A 14,650-nucleotide genomic window follows, 5' to 3' on the forward strand; every position below is an offset into this window, starting at 1 on the left:
CGTTCTCCTTGTCGTGGGGCACGCAGGTCAGCCCATGCGTCCGAGCAGGGCGGCGGCGTCCTCGGGGCTGCGCCGGGACATCAGCGCCTCACCGGCGAAGGCGCTGGTGCTGCAGGTGCTGGCCATGCGTTCGCACAGGGCGGCGCGGTCGAAGCCGGTCAGGCCCAGTTCGGCGAAGGGGCGGCTGGCGTCGGCGCCCTGTTCCGCCAGCAGCGGTGCCACGGCCTCGCGCAGGCGTTCATCGGGGGCGATGGGCGCTGCGTCGGCGGCCTCGGCACGGGGGCCGTCGGCCAGCAGGCGGGTGACCTGGGCGATGGTCTGCTGGGCACAGATCGCCTCGCTCAGTTCGCTTTCGTGGGGCTTCAGGGCCGGCCACTGGCGGGTGACCAGGTCGAGGAAGTCCAGGCGGATCAGCGAATCCAGCCCCTGCTCCTCGTAGGGTTGGCGCGGGTCCAGTTCGGCGGCGTCGAACCCGGTGATCTCGGCCAGCAGCGCCAGCACCTGGCCGGCCACGTCCACGGGCTCGGTCGCCGGGGCGCTGGCGAGCTGGGCGAGCACCTCGGCCGGGCTCTGCAGGTCGAAGAAGTGCTCGGCGTGGGCGCGGGTCTCGGGGAAGGCCTGGCCGAGGGCATCGAACAGGTTCACCCGGCTGAGGGAATCCAGGCCCATCTCGTCGAAGCGCTGCTGCAGGTCGATGTCGGCGGCGGGCAGGCCGCTCATGGCGCTGATCTCCTCGCGCAGCCAGGCCTCGTAGCCCGGGGCCTCGGCGGGGGCTTCCGGCAGCGGCGCGGCCGGCACCACCCGCAGCGGGGTCACCGACAGCGGCGGGGCTTCGCGGCGTTCGGCGGCCAGGTCCTGGTGGTTGAGGTAGAGGCTCTGCACCACCTGCTGGTGGGCTTCCAGGTACTGCGAGGTGACCAGCTGGGCCTGTTCGATCAGGCGCAGCAGCACCGCTTCGCGGGCGCTGTGGGACTCGCACAGGGAGTCGATGATCTTGCCGGACAGATCGAAGTAGCTCTGGGCGATCTTGCCGTTGGAGACGATGAAATCCTGAACCACGTTATCCAGTGCCAAGTTCATGGGGTTGACCTCAAAAAGGGCGCGACATTGATCCACGGGCGAGCCGCCACGCTGGGGCGGCTCTCCGTCAGGGAATAAGGGTGTGGGTGGGGGCGGGCGTCAGGCCGTGGCCGGCTCCGGGGCATGCAGCGTCCGGCTGACCGGCAGCGGCTGGCGCACCAGGCCCGAGCGCAGCTGCAGGTAGCTCTCCAGCGCCATGGGTTGCAGGCCCTGGAAGGCGATGTAGCCGTCCGGGCGCACCAGCATCAGGCTGCCGGCCGGGGCGTGGTAGCGCTTGTGCAGCCGCCAGTCCGGGTCGAGCAGGGTTCGCGGGTGGGCCGGGAAGTCGCGGGTGTCGAGGGCGTCCACCACGCAGAAGGCCTGCACGGCAGGGTAGTCCCGTTCGATGCGCGCGGCCAGGTCACGGTAGCCGGGCAGCAGCGGGGAGAACTGGTCCTCGCCGGTGAACACCAGCAGGGTGAAGCCCTTGTCGAACAGGTCGATCAGGTGCTGCTCCGGTGCCCCCGGGTTGGCTTGCCATAGCGTCACGTCCGGGGCCAGGTGCCCGGCCAGCGGGGCGCGGCCGTGGTACTCGCCGGCGTGGCCCTTGCGCGCCCAGCGGTTGCGCTGTCTGGGCTCCAGCGACTGCTGGATGTGCTCGCTGGGGCGGTAGTGGTACTGGTGCCCCGAGATCATCGAGGGCAGCACGCGCTGCACCGCGCGGCGGCGGGTGATGAGCGGCAGCAGGTGGTCCCGCAGCCACACCAGCGGGCGCTTCTGCACGGTGATCAGGGTGGTCAGGCGGTGGGCGGTGTTCTCCACCTCCAGGGCCACGGGGTAGCGCTCCTCGTGGTAGCTGTCGAGCAGCGAGGCATCGGCCAGGCCCTGGTGCACGAAGGCGAGCTTCCAGGCCAGGTTGTACGCCTCGGACACGCCCAGGTTCATCCACTGCCCGCCGATGGGGCTGCCGATGTGGGCACTGTCGCCCACCAGGAACACCGGGCCTTTCTGCATCTGCTGCACGCGGCGGTGCTGGAAGGAGGCGATGGTGGTGGAGCTGAGGTTGGACAGGGTCATCTTCTGCCCGCGCCCTTCGCACAGGCGCTGGAAGTTCTCCAGGGTCAGCGGCGGGCGGTCGGCCTCGTCGGCCGGCAGGTCGTAGGGCATCTCGATGAACAGGCGGTAGCGCGACTGCGCATTGATCGGCGCGACCGCCACGTAGCCCTGGGTGTCGCCGAGGAAGAAGGCGCCTTCGTCCTGGCTGCCGTCCCACTGGATGTCGGCGTCGGCGAGCATGAAGAAGCGGTCGTAGAACTCGCCCTCGAAGGTCAGCCCCAGGTGCTTGCGGATCGGGCTGCGCGCACCGTCTGCGGCGGCCACCCAGCGTGGCCGGAGGATCTGCTGCGGGCCTTCGGCCGGCTGCAGCGTCACGGTGGCTTGGTCGCCGTCCACCTGCAGGTCGGTCAGCTCGGTGTTCCACTCCACCGTGATGCCCAGCGTGCCCAGGCGCTCCAGCAGGATGGCCTCGGTCTGCGGCTGCGGCAGGCTCAGCAGCATGGGGTAGGGCGCCTGCAACTGGGCGAAGTCGTAGTTGAGGATGCGGCTGCCGTCGGACTGCACGGAGAACTGGTTGATGGCGAAGCCCTGGGCCACGGCCTGCTCGGCCACGCCCATGGCGCGGAAGATCTCCAGGGTGCGCGAGTGGATGGCGATGGCCTTGGTGGCGGTGGAGGGGCCGGCGTTCTTCTCGATGATGCGCAGGGGGATGCCCTGCTGGGCGAGGAGGATGGCCAGGGTCATGCCGATGGGGCCGGCGCCGACGATCAGGACGGTGGGCGCGCCGGTGGGCCGGGTGGGGGTCTCGGTGGCGAAGGGTTGGCGGCTCATCGGTCAGTACCAGTTGCGGTAGAAGGGGAAGGTCGCCACGTCCAGCAGGTCGCGGTCACCGGAGGAGTCGCCGTAGGCATAGATGTCGTACTGGGCCAGGTCGCCGACGCAGGCACGCAGGCGGGTGACCTTCTCGCGCTCCACGCAGTTGCGCCCGTCGATGGCGCCGTTGAGGCCGCGCTTGTCGGTGGCCAGGCGGGTGCCGCAGACGTGGTCGAAGCCCACCAGGTTGCCCCAGGGCAGCAGGTAGTTCTCCGGGGAGTTGCTCACCAGCGCGGTGACGTGCCCTTGGGCCTGGTGCCACTTGAGCCGGCGCAGGGCCTCGGGACGCAGCCAGCGGGACAGGTGCTCGGTGATGAAGAAGCGCGCGTGCTCGCGCTCCTGCTCCACGGTCAGCCCCTTGAGGTAGCGCTCGATGAAGGCCTGCCGCGCCGTCATCAGCGGCACCAGGCCGAGCAGCACGCCGGCCATCTTCGGCAGCAGCGGGACCATGGCCAGCCAGAAGCGCGCCGGGCCGTGGATGAAGCGCATGTAGCGCCAGAAGGTGTGGCGGTCGGTCAGGGTGCCGTCGAAGTCGAAGACGGCGAGGACCGGTCGGTGGGTTTCAGCTTGCATGGGCTCTCTCCTTGAGCGTGAGGATTTCGAAGACGCGGGGCAGCTTGAAGCCGGACAGGTGGCGGGCGAGCAGGGTGTTCAGCTCGCCCTGGGCGACCTCGTCCGTGCACTGCACGGCCAGGTGCAGGACGTTGATGGCCTTGGCGTCGGGCACCACGTAGGCGCGGGCGGCGGTGACGGCGGGGTGGCGCAGGGCGACCGCCTCGATCTCGGCGAAGTCGATCATCTGCGCCTTGATCTTGGAGATGCGCAGGCGCTGGCAATAGAAGAACAGGTGGCCGCTGTCGTCCTGCCAGACCAGGTCGCCGGTGTGCAGCCAGCCGTCGCGGATGAACCGCGCACTGACCTCCGGTTCACCGTCGTAGGCCTCGATCACCATGGGGCCCTTGATCAGCAGCTCGCCGATCTGCCCGGTGCGCACGTCCTCGCCCCGGCTGTTCACCACCCGCACCTGCACATGGCGGATGGGCAGGCCCATGGCGCCGCGCGAAGTCGGTCGCAGGGAACTCTGCACCAGCATCGGCATGCTCTCGGTCAGGCCGTAGCCCTGCAGCACCGGGCGGCAGCCCAGCAGCTCGCCGAGCTTCTGGCCTTCGTCGGCGGGCAGGTGGCTGCCGCCCGAATAGAGCATCAGCTCCGGGTGCAGCGGCGGCGGCGGGGTCTTGCGCTTGGCCAGGCGCAGGTTGAAGTAGCGGATCACGTCCGGCACCAGGCAGGCGAAGCTGACCTGGTGCTCGGCCAGCACCTCGGCCAGGTCGCGGTTGAGCAGGGTGTTGGTCATCAGCAGGGTGGCGCCGATGCTCAGCGGGAACACCAGCATCACCGACAGACCGAAGATGGCGTACAGCGGCAGCGTCACCAGGTGCACCGAGCCCAGGCCCTGGGGGTGGAAGTGCTCGTGCAGGCCATCGCTGGACAGGGTCAGGTCCAGGTAGCGGTGGGGCACGCCCAGCGGCCGGCCGAGGCCACGGTAGGTGTACTGCAGCGAGGCGATCGGGTTGCCCTCCGGCAGCGCCAGCGGGGCCGGGGCATGGGCGAGCCCGTCGAGGCGTACGGCGTTGGCCGGCAGCGCTGCCTGGCTGGCGGGGCCGTCCACCAGCAGGCAGTGGCGGATGCCGGCGCGGGCGAAGGTGGCGGCGTGCTCCTCGGCCAGTTCGGCGAGGGTGATGAGGGCCACCGGCTGGGCGGCATCCATCACCGCGCCCATTTCATGAGGCGTGAGCTTGTAGTTGAGGATCACCGGCACGGCGCCCCGGCCCAGCAGGGCGAGGTAGAAGGCGATGAACTCGGCGCCGTTGGGCAACGCCAGGGCGACCCGCTCGCCGGGCTCCAGCCCCAGCGCCGCGAGGGCGCCGTTGCGCAGGCAGGCATGGGCGTGGAGCTGGGCGTAGGTGAAGTCGCTGTCGGGGCTGTCCAGGTCACGGATGGCGCAGTGGTCCGGGTGCGCCCGGGCGATGTCGAGGAAGCGGTGCAGGAAGCCGGGAGGGTGGGAGGTGGGGCTCATGGCAAGGGGAACTCCGTCCGGTATCGAGGGGAAGGCTCATTCGGCAGTAGGAAGGGGGTTCCCGGTTTCCGGCAGGTAGCCGTTCGCCCGGTACCAGTTCAGGGTGTCCGCCAGCGTCTGTTCCACGGGACGGAAGCGGCAGCCCAGTTCTTTTGCGCTTTTTTCGTGGCTGAAGTGAGTCCGGTCGCGTTCGCCGGCCATCAGCTTGATGGTGGAGTTGCTGATCAGCACCGGCTTGCCGGTGATCAGGTGTTGCAGTTCATAGAGGGCGGCGATCACCCGCAGCACCGCCAGGGGAACCTTGCGCTCCGGTGCAGGCAGGCCGCTGACCTGGGACAGGGCCTTGAAGATGCTGCCCATGTCCATGTGCACGCCGGCCGCCAGGTAGCGCTCGCCGCTGCGCCCCCGCTCCAGCGCGGCCAGTACGTGCTGGGCGACGTCGCGGGCATCCACCACCGAGAAGGTGCCGGGGAGCACGCCGGGCAGCTTGCCGTGCATGAAGTCGATGAGGAACTGGCCGGAGGAGGTGGGGCCGATGTCGCCGGGGCCGAACATCCAGCCCGGCAGCACCATGGCCATGCGCATGTCGGGGTGGCTGTGGAGGAATTTGCGCACCACGAGTTCGGAGAGGATCTTGCTGCGGTAGTAGTCGTCGGCACCGGCCTCGGGGCGCGACATGGTCTCGTCGATCAGTTGGCCCGGCTCGCCCTTGAGCACGGCGATGGAGGAGACATGCACGCCTCGACGGATGCCGGCCTCGTAGGCAGCGGCCAGCAGGTTCTCGGTGGCGATCACATTGGTGTCGTAGAGCACCTGCCAATGTTTGCCGCCCTTGTAACTGTCGCGGAAGTAAGCGGCGGTATGTATGAGTGCATCGCAGCCTTTCAAGTGAGCGCGAAACTTATCAACTTCCTGCAGGTCGCCCTGAACCAGTTCGACGGGCAGGTCACCAAATTGTTTTCTCGCTTTATCGATGGAACGAACCAGCGCTCTTACTTTGATATTGCGTTGTAAAAGTGCATGTACGGTGTTGTTGCCCAAGAGTCCCGTTGCGCCGGTTACGAATGCACATTCCATTGAAAAAACACCTTGTTTGAACACGTGGGTGAAGGGCTTCCTTTCGCTTGCCAGCGGTCTGTCAGATTTGTCCTAGGACGCTGGCGGCGCAGATTGAATACCAGTCGGTATTCAAAAATCAAGCGGTATCCGAATGTGTCAAAACCCCTGTTCATGTAGGGGTTTTAGGTGCATAACCTGTTGATTTTCATGGCTATGTTGTTCGGGTTCGGTATGGGTGCCGCTCGTCGGATCAGTGCGTTTGCAGGTTAATTTTTTGTGTCATCGCGCCGGATGCTGGCGAATTGATGACCCGCGCCTGGCGCCGGCGAGGGAATGGCCGGGCGCTGTGCGAGCGCTTCGGCAACCGGTGATAACGCGTTATCACCGGCGAGTTGGTTTTGATACCGGGTACGTCCGTGCCGGAGAACGATGCGTTATGCTGCGCCGGGTCAAAAGGCGGTGAAAGCCTGGTATTGCAGTCGGGGGGATGCAGGGCCGACCGGCATCTTTTCAGAATCGAGGTCTGGAGTTAGCACATTGACCAAAACCAGAATGGGCCGCGAAGAGAAGCAACTTCATACCCGCGAGCAATTATTCGAAGCGGCGACGGAACTTATGGTGAGCAAGGGATATCACGCCGCCAGTGTGAGTGATATCGCCGAGCAGGCCGGCTACTCCAAGGGGGCATTCTTTTCCAACTTCGCCAGCAAGGCCGACCTGCTGGTTGCCCTCACCCAGCGCTTCAAGGGCGTGGAGATCGAGCGTCTTGGCCAGGCCCTGGCCAGCGGGGCGTCCACGGCGGAGTTGAGCCAGGGTTTGCTGATGTACATCGACAACCTGAAGAACAACAAGCCGTGCGTGATCCTTGATGTGGAGCTGCAACTGATCGCCGCCCGCGACGCGGATTTCGCCCAGCACTACCACGACCTGCACCAGGCCAACAGCGAGGCGCTGGGCACGCTGATCGAGCTGATCTTCCACCACCGTGGCAAGCAGGCGCCGATGAGTCGGGAGCTGCTGGCCATGACCTTCACCGCTCTCTCCGAGGGGCTGATGCTGCAGGGCCGGGACGATCCGGCGGAGCAGATCCGCCTGGTGCTGGAGGCGCTGATCGAGAAGGCGCCGGGGTTGCCCGCCAGTCGCTGAAGGGCGGTAGCCCGCCCGAGGTGTAGCGGCCGGATCACGGCTTGCCGATCACTCCGCCCCCAACCCCCGCAGGTACGCACAGAGCATGTCCGCCAGCGCTTCGGAGAAGGCATGGATGGCTTCGGCCGTGCGGGGCTGTTCGGAGAAGTTCTTGCCCACGGCGCCGAGGGTGGTGGTGAGCAACTGGCAGGCGAGGGCGCGTTGCTCGTCGGTGGTGGTCGGCAGGGCTTCTTCGACGAAGGTGAGGAACAGCCGTTTGGCGTAGGCCTTGGCCTCCCTGGCTTCCGGGGCATCGCGGTAGAGCGGGGCGGCGTCGTTGAGGGCGGTGCGCATGTCCGCCTCTTCGCATTCCGAGTGGACGAAGGCCTGCACCAGCTGGCGCAGGCGGGCCAGCGGAGGCTGCTCGCGGTCTTCGAGGATCTGTCGCAGCAGGTCGGTGGTGCGCTGCCATTCGTCACTCTGCAGGCGGAACAGGATGGCCGCCTTGTTGGGGAAGTACTGGTACAGCGAGCCGATGCTCACCCCGGCGCGTTCGGCGACCCGGGCGGTGGTGAAGCGCGCCGCGCCCTCCTTCTGCAAAACCTGAATAGCGGCGTCGAGGATGCTCGCCACCAGTTCGGTGGAACGGGCCTGCTGGGGCTCCTTGCGCGTGGCGATGCGCGGGTTTCGGCGTTCGGGCATGGGGGCTCGGCGGAATGCGAATGGGTGAATGTGACGAAATCGTCGCATTCTATTCAGGCGCAACGTAGCGCTCAACCTGACCCACGGAGTCGCCATGACCACCCTCACTTCCGCCCCCCTTGCTTCCCTGCTGGACAGCCTGTTCCAGCAGGCCGACGCCCTGTCCGTCGACGACCATCCCGCCCTGGCCGGGCTGGACGGCGCGGCCCTGACCCGGCTCATGCACAGCAAGACCGATTACCTGGAACTGTATGCCCAGCTGCGCGACCTGCCGCTGCCGGTCTCGCGGGAGACCGGGCGCCTGCTGTACATGCTGGCCCGCAGCAGCGGTGCCCGGCACATCGTTGAGTTCGGCACCTCGTTCGGCATCTCCACCCTGCACCTGGCGGCCGCCCTGCGTGACAACGGCGGCGGTCGGCTGATCACCTGCGAGTTCGAGCCCGGCAAGGTGGCGCGGGCGCGGGGCAACCTGGAGGTCGGCGGCCTGCTGGACCTGGTGGAGATCCGCCGGGGCGATGCGCTGCAGACCTTGCGCACGGACCTGCCCGAGTCGGTCGACCTGCTCCTGCTGGACGGTGCCAAGGCGCTGTACCCCGAGGTGCTGGCGCTGGTGGAGCCGCGCCTGCGAGCGGGCGCGCTGGTGATCGCCGACAACGCCGACCACAGCCCGGAGTACCTCGCCCACGTCCGCACGCCTGCGGGGGGCTACCTGTCGGTGCCCTTCGGCGGTGATGTGGAGCTGTCCATGCGACTGGGCTGAGGCGGGGCACAGGCGCCGGGCCGTGGTGCGGAATCCAGGTGTGAAATTGCTGGCGTCTTGATGGCAAATACCTGGCGTTTCGTCGCCGTTTGCGGCCCTTTGCGCCTTTTTGTATCAAAAAAGCGACAAGTTTCACGAAACCGGCGACTCCCCGGGAGAACCCCGGCTACACCGTCCAGTCTAGGTTCGAGGCCGTCCGAAGGATGCCGTACGGACAATGGCATTGCGCCATTCCCAGGCCTGCCTAAAGCCACTTCAAATGGATTGGAGTCAACATGAAGAACAACGTCAAACGTGTTGCCGGTTCCATCGCATTCGCTCTCTCCACCGCCGCCCTGGCGGGGCCCACCTCGGACGCCGAGCAGTTCAAGGAATACTGGAGCCCCGGCAAACCCAACGCCGCCATCTGCAATTCACCCCTTCTGGTGGGCACACCCCTGGGGCTGCCGCGTTGCATGCAGGCGCGCAACGTGTTCGCGCGGCTGCAGGCCCTGGAAGACATCGCCAGCCTCAACGAGGGCAACCGCGCCGCCGGCCGGCCGGGCTACCAGGCCTCCATCGACTACGTGAAGCGCACCCTGGAGAAGGCCGGCTACAAGGTCACGGTGCAGCCGTTCCCCTTCACCGCCTTCTACCCGAAGGGGCCGGGCACCCTCAGCGCCGTGTCGCCCACTCCGGGCAACTACGTGTGGGAGACCGACTTCAACTACCTCTCCCAGACCGAGGCCGGTGACATCAGCGCCCCGGTGGTGCCGGTGGACCTGGCCCTGGGGGCCGGCAACACCAGCAGCAGCGGCTGCGAAGCGGAGGACTTCGCCAACTTCCCCAGCGGCGCCATCGCCCTGGTCCAGCGCGGCACCTGCAGCTTCGAGGTCAAGGCGGAGAACGCCGCGGCCGCCGGTGCGGCGGGGGTGATCATCTTCAACCAGGGCAACACCGACGACCGCAAGGGCCTGGAGAACGTCACCCTCGGCGACGGCTACGAAGGCGGCGTACCGGTGATGTTCGCCACCTACGACAACGGCGTGGCCTGGTCGCAGACCCCCGGCCTGCAGCTGCGCATGGTGGTGGACGTGGTGCGCGAGAAGACCCAGACCTACAACGTGGTCGCCGAGACCCGCTACGGCAACCCGAACAACGTGGTGATGGCCGGCGCCCACCTGGACTCGGTGTTCGAAGGCCCGGGCATCAACGACAACGGCTCCGGCAGCGCCGCCCTGCTGGAAATGGCCGTGCTGCTGCGCAAGGCCTACCCGCTGAACAAGCTGCGTTTCGCCTGGTGGGGCGCGGAGGAGGCCGGGCTGGTGGGCTCGACCTACTACGTGAAGAACCTCACCGCCGAGGAGAAGAAGAAGATCAAGGCCTACCTGAACTTCGACATGATCGGTTCGCCCAACTACGCCAACCAGATCTACGACGGTGACGGCTCGTCCTTCGGTCTGCAGGGCCCGCCCGGCTCCGGCGCCATCGAGCACCTGTTCGAGGCCTACTTCAAGCTGCGCAACCAGGCCAGCGAAGGCACCGAGATCGACTTCCGCTCCGACTACGCGCAGTTCTTCGAGGACGGCATCGCCTTCGGTGGCCTGTTCACCGGCGCCGAGGACATCAAGACCCCCGAACAGGCGCAGAAGTACGGCGGTGCTGCCGGCAAGCCGTTCGATCCGTGCTACCACAATGCCTGCGACAGCACGGCCAACATCAGCCTGGAGGCTTTGGAGCTGCATGCCGATGCCATGGCCTTCGTCACCAGCTGGCTGTCCATCTCCACCAAGGTGATCGACGACGAGATCGCCGCTGCCAAGGCAGCCGGCGGCAAGGGCCTGCTGCGCTCCCAGAGCGTTCGCCAGAGCGACCGCTGGGGTCCGGACTACGTGCGCTGATCCCAGCTGTTCCCTTGCGCCGATGGCCCCGGCGCAAGGGCTTCTCCCCGTTGACGGCGTTTCCTTTCTCGAAATACTGTATGTATGAACAGTATTCGGAGAATCCGCCATGGGGACTGTCCGCATCATCGGCCGCCTCGGCCCCTCGTACGCCACCCTGCCGCTCTACACCCTCGCCCTCGACCAGGCCCCCCGGCAGCCGGTCCGCCTGCACCTGGCGGGCAGCGCGCCGCTGGACGACCTGCTCGGCGTCGACATCCCGCAGACCTTCAGCCTGCGCCTGGAGGACGACAGCATGAGCGCCATCGGCCTGTACGCCGGGGACATCCTCATGGCCGACCGGGCCCTGGAGCCTGGCGATGGCAGCCTGGTGGTCGTCCGCATCGAGGGCGATTTCTGCATCCGCCGGCTGTGCCTGGAGAACGGCCATAAGGTGCTCCGCGCCGCCAGCGAGGGCTACCCGCCGGTAACGCTCGCACCGGGCGAAGCGTGGCGCGTCCGGGGCGTGGTGACCCACAGCTTCCGCCGGCCCTGAGGCAGGGATGCCCAGGGCCGTTCGGGGTCAGTGGAGGAGTTGGCGCGACTTGCCGGGCTTGCGCGGGTGGGGCGCCTGGCGTGGCGCTCGGGTGGTGGGATGGTGGTGGTGATGGGCGATGCGCAACATGCCCCACAACATGGCCACTGCCACCAGCAGCCAGCCCACGACCAACAGCACGATAAAGCCTTCAGGACTCATAACAACCGCCTTGGCACCCGCGTGTGGGTGCCTGCTGGAAAGTCTAGTCCGCGCCGCTTCGCCGGGTGTGTCAGGGCATGGCCTCCGGTCGGCAGGCGACAGGGCATTCGTCGGATGGCGCCAGGCCACCCCATGCAGGGTTGGGCAACCCGGTGGGCGGAAAGTGCAGGTCGCTTGGTCGGGCCGGTGCCGGCCCAACGGTTCTTACTGGCAGAAGCGCTCGACGTTCTGCCGGGCCTTTTCCGTCGGCGCATTGCGCTGCTGCTCGCGCCAGAACTGGCATTGCGGGCTTTGTGCGCGATCGCGGGCCTCCGCCCGTTCGTTGTCGCGCTGCTGGGCGGCGTCCAGCCGCTCCTGGTAGTGCTGGAACATCTCGCTGCCCTTGTCCACCTGGGGCGCCGGCGCATCGGCTGGCGGGATGGAGGGGAGGGCGGCACGCCCCGACGCCTGGCTCCAGGCCTGGGCCACCACTGCCTGGTAGCCGAGCCACGCAGTGGCCACCACGGCGACCGCGCCGAGCCAGATGCCCAGGGCGATGCACAGCACCAGTTGCAGCGGGGAATAGGTGATACGCAGGGGCGGGCGGGTACGGCGGGTCATGTCGGTCTCCTTCTGGATGGGGGCAAGGCTAGCCGCTCAGGCCACCTGCAGCACCTCGTACACCTGGGGCACGCCCGCAGGGGCGACCACCACTTCGTCACCCTCGCGCTTGCCCAGCAGGGCCTGGCCCAGGGGCGCGCGCGGGGTGATCACCGTCACCTCGGCACCCTCGGCCTGGACCAGCAGGCCGGCCGCCTCCGGGCCGAGGAACAGCCAGCGCTCGCCGCCCTGTTCGTCACCCAGGCACACCAGCGCACCCAGGGCGATGCCGCGCTCTGGGTCGTAGGGCCGCAGCACCAGCGCCTCGTACAGGCCCACCGCCTGGCGGATCTCCGCAGCACGGCGGGCCTGCCCGGTGGCCAGGTAGGACGCCTCCAGGCCGAGGGTGTCGTACTTGTTCTCGGCGATGTTCTCCTCGTGGGTCGCCGTCTCGTAGGCGGTCTGTGCCGCCCGCTGCAGCAACTGCAGGTCGTCGGCCAGGCGGTCGAGGATGAGGCGGAGCAGGTGGGCTTTGTCCATGGTCGGTCCGGTTCGCGTGGGCGGGCCATTCTACGTCCTGGCGCGTGGCTGTCGATGCGCCCGCAGGGCGCTTCCGTGTGTGATAAAGCAGCATCGATGATGTATATTGATGCCAACGCACGGAGGAAGACCATGAGCGCGCTGACCCGCCCCCACCTCGATCCCGACGCCGTCCTGGCCAAGGCCCTGCTCAACACCCGCGAGCAACTGGGGCTGACCCGCCAGCAACTGGCCGACATCGTCGGCGTCCACCGCACCGTCGTCACCCGCTGGGCCGACGCCGGCAGCATCCGCCCGCAGAGCAAGACCGGTGAACTGGCGCTGCTGGTGATCCGCATCTACCGCGCCCTGTTCGCGCTGTTCGGCGGCAACCTCGAGGACATGCGCCACTTCCTGCGCACCGAGAACCGTCACCTCGGCGGCGTACCCCTGGAGCTGATGGGGCAGGTGCAGGGGCTGGTGCGGGTGGTGGAGTACCTCGACGCCATTCGCGGCAAGGTCTGAGAGTTAGAGCGCATGGAAATGGACATCTGGAGCGCATGCGACGGCGAACGCCACATCACCCCTCTGCGCGGGCGCGTGGTACGCCTGGTGGAGAGCCAGGAACAGGTGGCGACCCTGCAACTGGTGGACAACCTCGCCGAACAGGCCCTGCTGGAAGAACTCATCGAGACCAGCAAACCGCTCCTGCCGCGCAGCGCCGAGCCGCTGCACTACCTGCTCAAGACCCCGTTCCGCTACCCGCCGCTGCGCTGGGGCTCGCGCTTCGGCACGGTGCACGAGCCCAGCCTGTTCTACGCCGCCGCGCGCCTGGAGACGGCCATGGCCGAAGGCGCCTTCTACCGCTTCGTGCTGTGGAGCGGCATGGCCACCCCACCGCCCAGCGGACGCATCCTCTCGGAGCACGCCTCCTTCGAGGCGCGCTTCCAGGTGGAGCGCGGCGTGAGCCTGCAGAACCCGCCGTTCGATGCCTACCCGGCGCTGCTCGATCGCCGCGACTACCGTGCCACCCAGGCCCTGGGGGCGGCCATGCGTGCCGCCGGGGTCGAAGCCTTCGAATACCGCTCCGCCCGCTGCCCGCAGCAGGGGCTGAACATCGCCCTGTTCACCCCCGACGCCTTCACCGAACGGCGCCCGCGCAACCTCACCCCCTGGTTCTGCGAAACCACCGCCGACTACGTCGCCTACAAGCACGCCCAGGCGCCGGACCAGCCTCGTTTGTTCCGCCGCGAAGCCTTCCTGGTGGACGGCGTCATCCCCCAGCCGGCGTGACCCGGAATGGGCCCTGTCACCCCCCGCCAAACGCCCTGAAACAGGGCGTTCGCGCGGGGCCGTGAACGCAGTTGTGCACACTCGCGAAGCACCCTGTCATTTCGCAGTCACAAACGCGCGTAACCATTTGATTCTTCGTCTTGTCAATCTAAAACGATGAAAAATAAGGACTTTTTCCACTGGTGAAAAAATCGCCAATCTGTCTGTAAGGCCCGTTCCATCGGGCCCCGGGAGAAGTGTGAGCACGTTTTTCACAAAGTTATCCACAGCTTCTGTGGATTGTCCCAAGGCGGCCCTCTAGAACGCCGCCTGTGGATATTGGCAAGTCTTTACCTGTGGAAAAAAAGGAGTAGAGTGGCGCGCCTTCTCGGCTTCCCCTGCCTTTCAATGAAGTTTCGCACCCCCGCCATCGACCCTTCCCGCACCGATGACCAACGCCTGCCGTTGCGCGTCGCCCTGTGGCTGCTGGACAGCCCGCGACTGAGCCAGGCCGACAGCGTCAAGCGCATCGCCGGCCGCCTGCTCAAGCAGCCCGCCCGCCAGGGCGTGGTCGCCGCCCAGAGCCGCCTTGGGCAGATGCTCTGCCGGGACTGTGGCAACACCCGCGACCGCCGCATCGGCCTCGACCTGCTGCGCCAGGCCGCCCGTGCCGGCGACCGCCGCGCCCAGCTCGAACTGGGGCGTCTTTATACCCAGCCGCGTACCCAGGAACTTCAGCAGGCCCGCCACTGGCTGGAACAGGCCGCCGCCCAGGGTTCCCACGAGGCCAGCCGCCTGCTGACCCGCCTGCCCCAGGCCTGACCGCCCCCAGAGCGCTGGGTATACTGCCCGGCACCCTGCCGCGGAGCCCTCCATGCCACTCGATCTGCCCAACCTGCTGCTTGGCCTGCTGCTGGCCGCCGCGCCGTTGCTCGGCCTGGCCTGGCGCCAGC

The 14,650-nt window shown here is 67.6% G+C and carries 16 protein-coding genes; 7 read left to right on the forward strand and 9 right to left on the reverse strand.

Annotated elements, in window-relative coordinates:
• Positions 1-27: 27 nt before the first annotated feature.
• The 5 genes from FBY21_RS27355 to FBY21_RS27375 form a co-directional block, all read right to left on the reverse strand.
• The gene (locus FBY21_RS27355) at positions 28-1,080 is read right to left on the reverse strand and encodes an acyl carrier protein (protein ID WP_142015456.1); all 1,053 of its coding nucleotides are present in this window, start codon (positions 1,078-1,080) and stop codon (positions 28-30) included.
• Between the two features lie 99 nt (positions 1,081-1,179).
• On the reverse strand, positions 1,180-2,946 hold the full coding sequence (locus FBY21_RS27360; RefSeq protein ID WP_142015458.1) for an FAD-dependent monooxygenase: 1,767 nt from the start codon (positions 2,944-2,946) through the stop codon (positions 1,180-1,182).
• A gap of 3 nt (positions 2,947-2,949) precedes the next feature.
• On the reverse strand, positions 2,950-3,561 hold the full coding sequence (locus FBY21_RS27365) for an HAD-IB family hydrolase (RefSeq protein WP_044405561.1): 612 nt from the start codon (positions 3,559-3,561) through the stop codon (positions 2,950-2,952).
• Complete coding sequence (locus FBY21_RS27370; RefSeq protein WP_142015460.1) at positions 3,551-5,065, reverse strand: class I adenylate-forming enzyme family protein; 1,515 nt, start codon at positions 5,063-5,065, stop codon at positions 3,551-3,553. Before FBY21_RS27370 ends, FBY21_RS27365 begins: the two co-directional genes overlap by 11 nt.
• Before the next feature lie 36 nt (positions 5,066-5,101).
• Positions 5,102-6,142, reverse strand: coding sequence for an SDR family oxidoreductase (locus FBY21_RS27375; protein ID WP_044405557.1), 1,041 nt, complete (start codon positions 6,140-6,142; stop codon positions 5,102-5,104).
• Between the two features lie 534 nt (positions 6,143-6,676).
• Between FBY21_RS27375 and FBY21_RS27380 the strand changes: the two genes are divergently transcribed.
• Positions 6,677-7,270 carry a TetR/AcrR family transcriptional regulator gene (locus tag FBY21_RS27380; RefSeq protein WP_044405555.1) on the forward strand — a complete coding sequence of 198 codons (594 nt, stop codon included), beginning with the start codon at positions 6,677-6,679 and terminating at the stop codon, positions 7,268-7,270.
• 48 nt (positions 7,271-7,318) lie between these two features.
• Here the strand turns inward: FBY21_RS27380 and FBY21_RS27385 are convergent, their stop codons facing one another.
• Positions 7,319-7,951, reverse strand: coding sequence for a TetR family transcriptional regulator (locus tag FBY21_RS27385; protein ID WP_142015463.1), 633 nt, complete (start codon positions 7,949-7,951; stop codon positions 7,319-7,321).
• A gap of 94 nt (positions 7,952-8,045) precedes the next feature.
• Here FBY21_RS27385 and FBY21_RS27390 point away from each other — a divergent pair, with 94 nt between their 5' ends.
• The 3 genes from FBY21_RS27390 to FBY21_RS27400 all read left to right on the forward strand — a co-directional run bounded on the left by FBY21_RS27390 (position 8,046) and on the right by FBY21_RS27400 (position 11,126).
• Positions 8,046-8,711, forward strand: a complete 666-nt coding sequence (locus FBY21_RS27390) for an O-methyltransferase (protein WP_142015465.1) — start codon at positions 8,046-8,048, stop codon at positions 8,709-8,711.
• Between the two features lie 275 nt (positions 8,712-8,986).
• Positions 8,987-10,591, forward strand: a complete 1,605-nt coding sequence (locus FBY21_RS27395; RefSeq protein WP_074971869.1) for a M28 family metallopeptidase — start codon at positions 8,987-8,989, stop codon at positions 10,589-10,591.
• 109 nt (positions 10,592-10,700) lie between these two features.
• The gene (locus tag FBY21_RS27400) at positions 10,701-11,126 is read left to right on the forward strand and encodes a LexA family protein (RefSeq protein ID WP_074971868.1); all 426 of its coding nucleotides are present in this window, start codon (positions 10,701-10,703) and stop codon (positions 11,124-11,126) included.
• A 27-nt stretch (positions 11,127-11,153) separates the two neighbouring features.
• Here the strand turns inward: FBY21_RS27400 and FBY21_RS29670 are convergent, their stop codons facing one another.
• From FBY21_RS29670 to FBY21_RS27410, 3 genes are all read right to left on the reverse strand, one after another.
• The gene (locus FBY21_RS29670) at positions 11,154-11,327 is read right to left on the reverse strand and encodes a hypothetical protein (RefSeq protein WP_167368480.1); all 174 of its coding nucleotides are present in this window, start codon (positions 11,325-11,327) and stop codon (positions 11,154-11,156) included.
• Positions 11,328-11,531: 204 nt separating this feature from the next.
• Complete coding sequence (locus FBY21_RS27405) at positions 11,532-11,927, reverse strand: hypothetical protein (protein WP_142015468.1); 396 nt, start codon at positions 11,925-11,927, stop codon at positions 11,532-11,534.
• A 36-nt stretch (positions 11,928-11,963) separates the two neighbouring features.
• Positions 11,964-12,446: a GreA/GreB family elongation factor gene (locus FBY21_RS27410; RefSeq protein WP_044405545.1), complete on the reverse strand. Its 483-nt coding sequence runs from the start codon at positions 12,444-12,446 to the stop codon at positions 11,964-11,966.
• 132 nt (positions 12,447-12,578) lie between these two features.
• Between FBY21_RS27410 and FBY21_RS27415 the strand changes: the two genes are divergently transcribed.
• The 3 genes from FBY21_RS27415 (at position 12,579) to FBY21_RS27425 (ending at position 14,519) form a co-directional block, all read left to right on the forward strand.
• Positions 12,579-12,950 (forward strand): XRE family transcriptional regulator, encoded by a 372-nt coding sequence (locus FBY21_RS27415; RefSeq protein ID WP_044405544.1) that lies wholly within the window; start codon positions 12,579-12,581, stop codon positions 12,948-12,950.
• Positions 12,951-12,968: 18 nt separating this feature from the next.
• The gene (locus FBY21_RS27420) at positions 12,969-13,718 is read left to right on the forward strand and encodes an RES family NAD+ phosphorylase (RefSeq protein ID WP_142016641.1); all 750 of its coding nucleotides are present in this window, start codon (positions 12,969-12,971) and stop codon (positions 13,716-13,718) included.
• Between the two features lie 387 nt (positions 13,719-14,105).
• Positions 14,106-14,519, forward strand: a complete 414-nt coding sequence (locus FBY21_RS27425) for a tetratricopeptide repeat protein (protein WP_044405541.1) — start codon at positions 14,106-14,108, stop codon at positions 14,517-14,519.
• Positions 14,520-14,650: the final 131 nt, after the last annotated feature.

Source organism: Pseudomonas sp. SLBN-26, from assembly GCF_006715895.1.
GTDB classification, from domain to species: Bacteria; Pseudomonadota; Gammaproteobacteria; order Pseudomonadales; family Pseudomonadaceae; genus Metapseudomonas; species Metapseudomonas otitidis.

Bases quoted from the DNA above. Each gene is read 5' to 3' on its own strand.
- FBY21_RS27420 (WP_142016641.1), top strand. From the start codon at position 12,969: ATGGACATCTGGAGCGCATGCGACGGCGAACGCCACATCACCCCTCTG.
- FBY21_RS27385 (WP_142015463.1), bottom strand. From the start codon at position 7,951: ATGCCCGAACGCCGAAACCCGCGCATCGCCACGCGCAAGGAGCCCCAG.
- FBY21_RS27380 (WP_044405555.1), top strand. From the start codon at position 6,677: ATGGGCCGCGAAGAGAAGCAACTTCATACCCGCGAGCAATTATTCGAA.
- FBY21_RS27355 (WP_142015456.1), bottom strand. From the start codon at position 1,080: ATGAACTTGGCACTGGATAACGTGGTTCAGGATTTCATCGTCTCCAAC.
- FBY21_RS27390 (WP_142015465.1), top strand. From the start codon at position 8,046: ATGACCACCCTCACTTCCGCCCCCCTTGCTTCCCTGCTGGACAGCCTG.
- FBY21_RS27375 (WP_044405557.1), bottom strand. From the start codon at position 6,142: ATGGAATGTGCATTCGTAACCGGCGCAACGGGACTCTTGGGCAACAAC.
- FBY21_RS29670 (WP_167368480.1), bottom strand. From the start codon at position 11,327: ATGAGTCCTGAAGGCTTTATCGTGCTGTTGGTCGTGGGCTGGCTGCTG.
- FBY21_RS27410 (WP_044405545.1), bottom strand. From the start codon at position 12,446: ATGGACAAAGCCCACCTGCTCCGCCTCATCCTCGACCGCCTGGCCGAC.
- FBY21_RS27360 (WP_142015458.1), bottom strand. From the start codon at position 2,946: ATGAGCCGCCAACCCTTCGCCACCGAGACCCCCACCCGGCCCACCGGC.
- FBY21_RS27395 (WP_074971869.1), top strand. From the start codon at position 8,987: ATGAAGAACAACGTCAAACGTGTTGCCGGTTCCATCGCATTCGCTCTC.
- FBY21_RS27425 (WP_044405541.1), top strand. From the start codon at position 14,106: ATGAAGTTTCGCACCCCCGCCATCGACCCTTCCCGCACCGATGACCAA.
- FBY21_RS27405 (WP_142015468.1), bottom strand. From the start codon at position 11,927: ATGACCCGCCGTACCCGCCCGCCCCTGCGTATCACCTATTCCCCGCTG.
- FBY21_RS27415 (WP_044405544.1), top strand. From the start codon at position 12,579: ATGAGCGCGCTGACCCGCCCCCACCTCGATCCCGACGCCGTCCTGGCC.
- FBY21_RS27370 (WP_142015460.1), bottom strand. From the start codon at position 5,065: ATGAGCCCCACCTCCCACCCTCCCGGCTTCCTGCACCGCTTCCTCGAC.
- FBY21_RS27365 (WP_044405561.1), bottom strand. From the start codon at position 3,561: ATGCAAGCTGAAACCCACCGACCGGTCCTCGCCGTCTTCGACTTCGAC.
- FBY21_RS27400 (WP_074971868.1), top strand. From the start codon at position 10,701: ATGGGGACTGTCCGCATCATCGGCCGCCTCGGCCCCTCGTACGCCACC.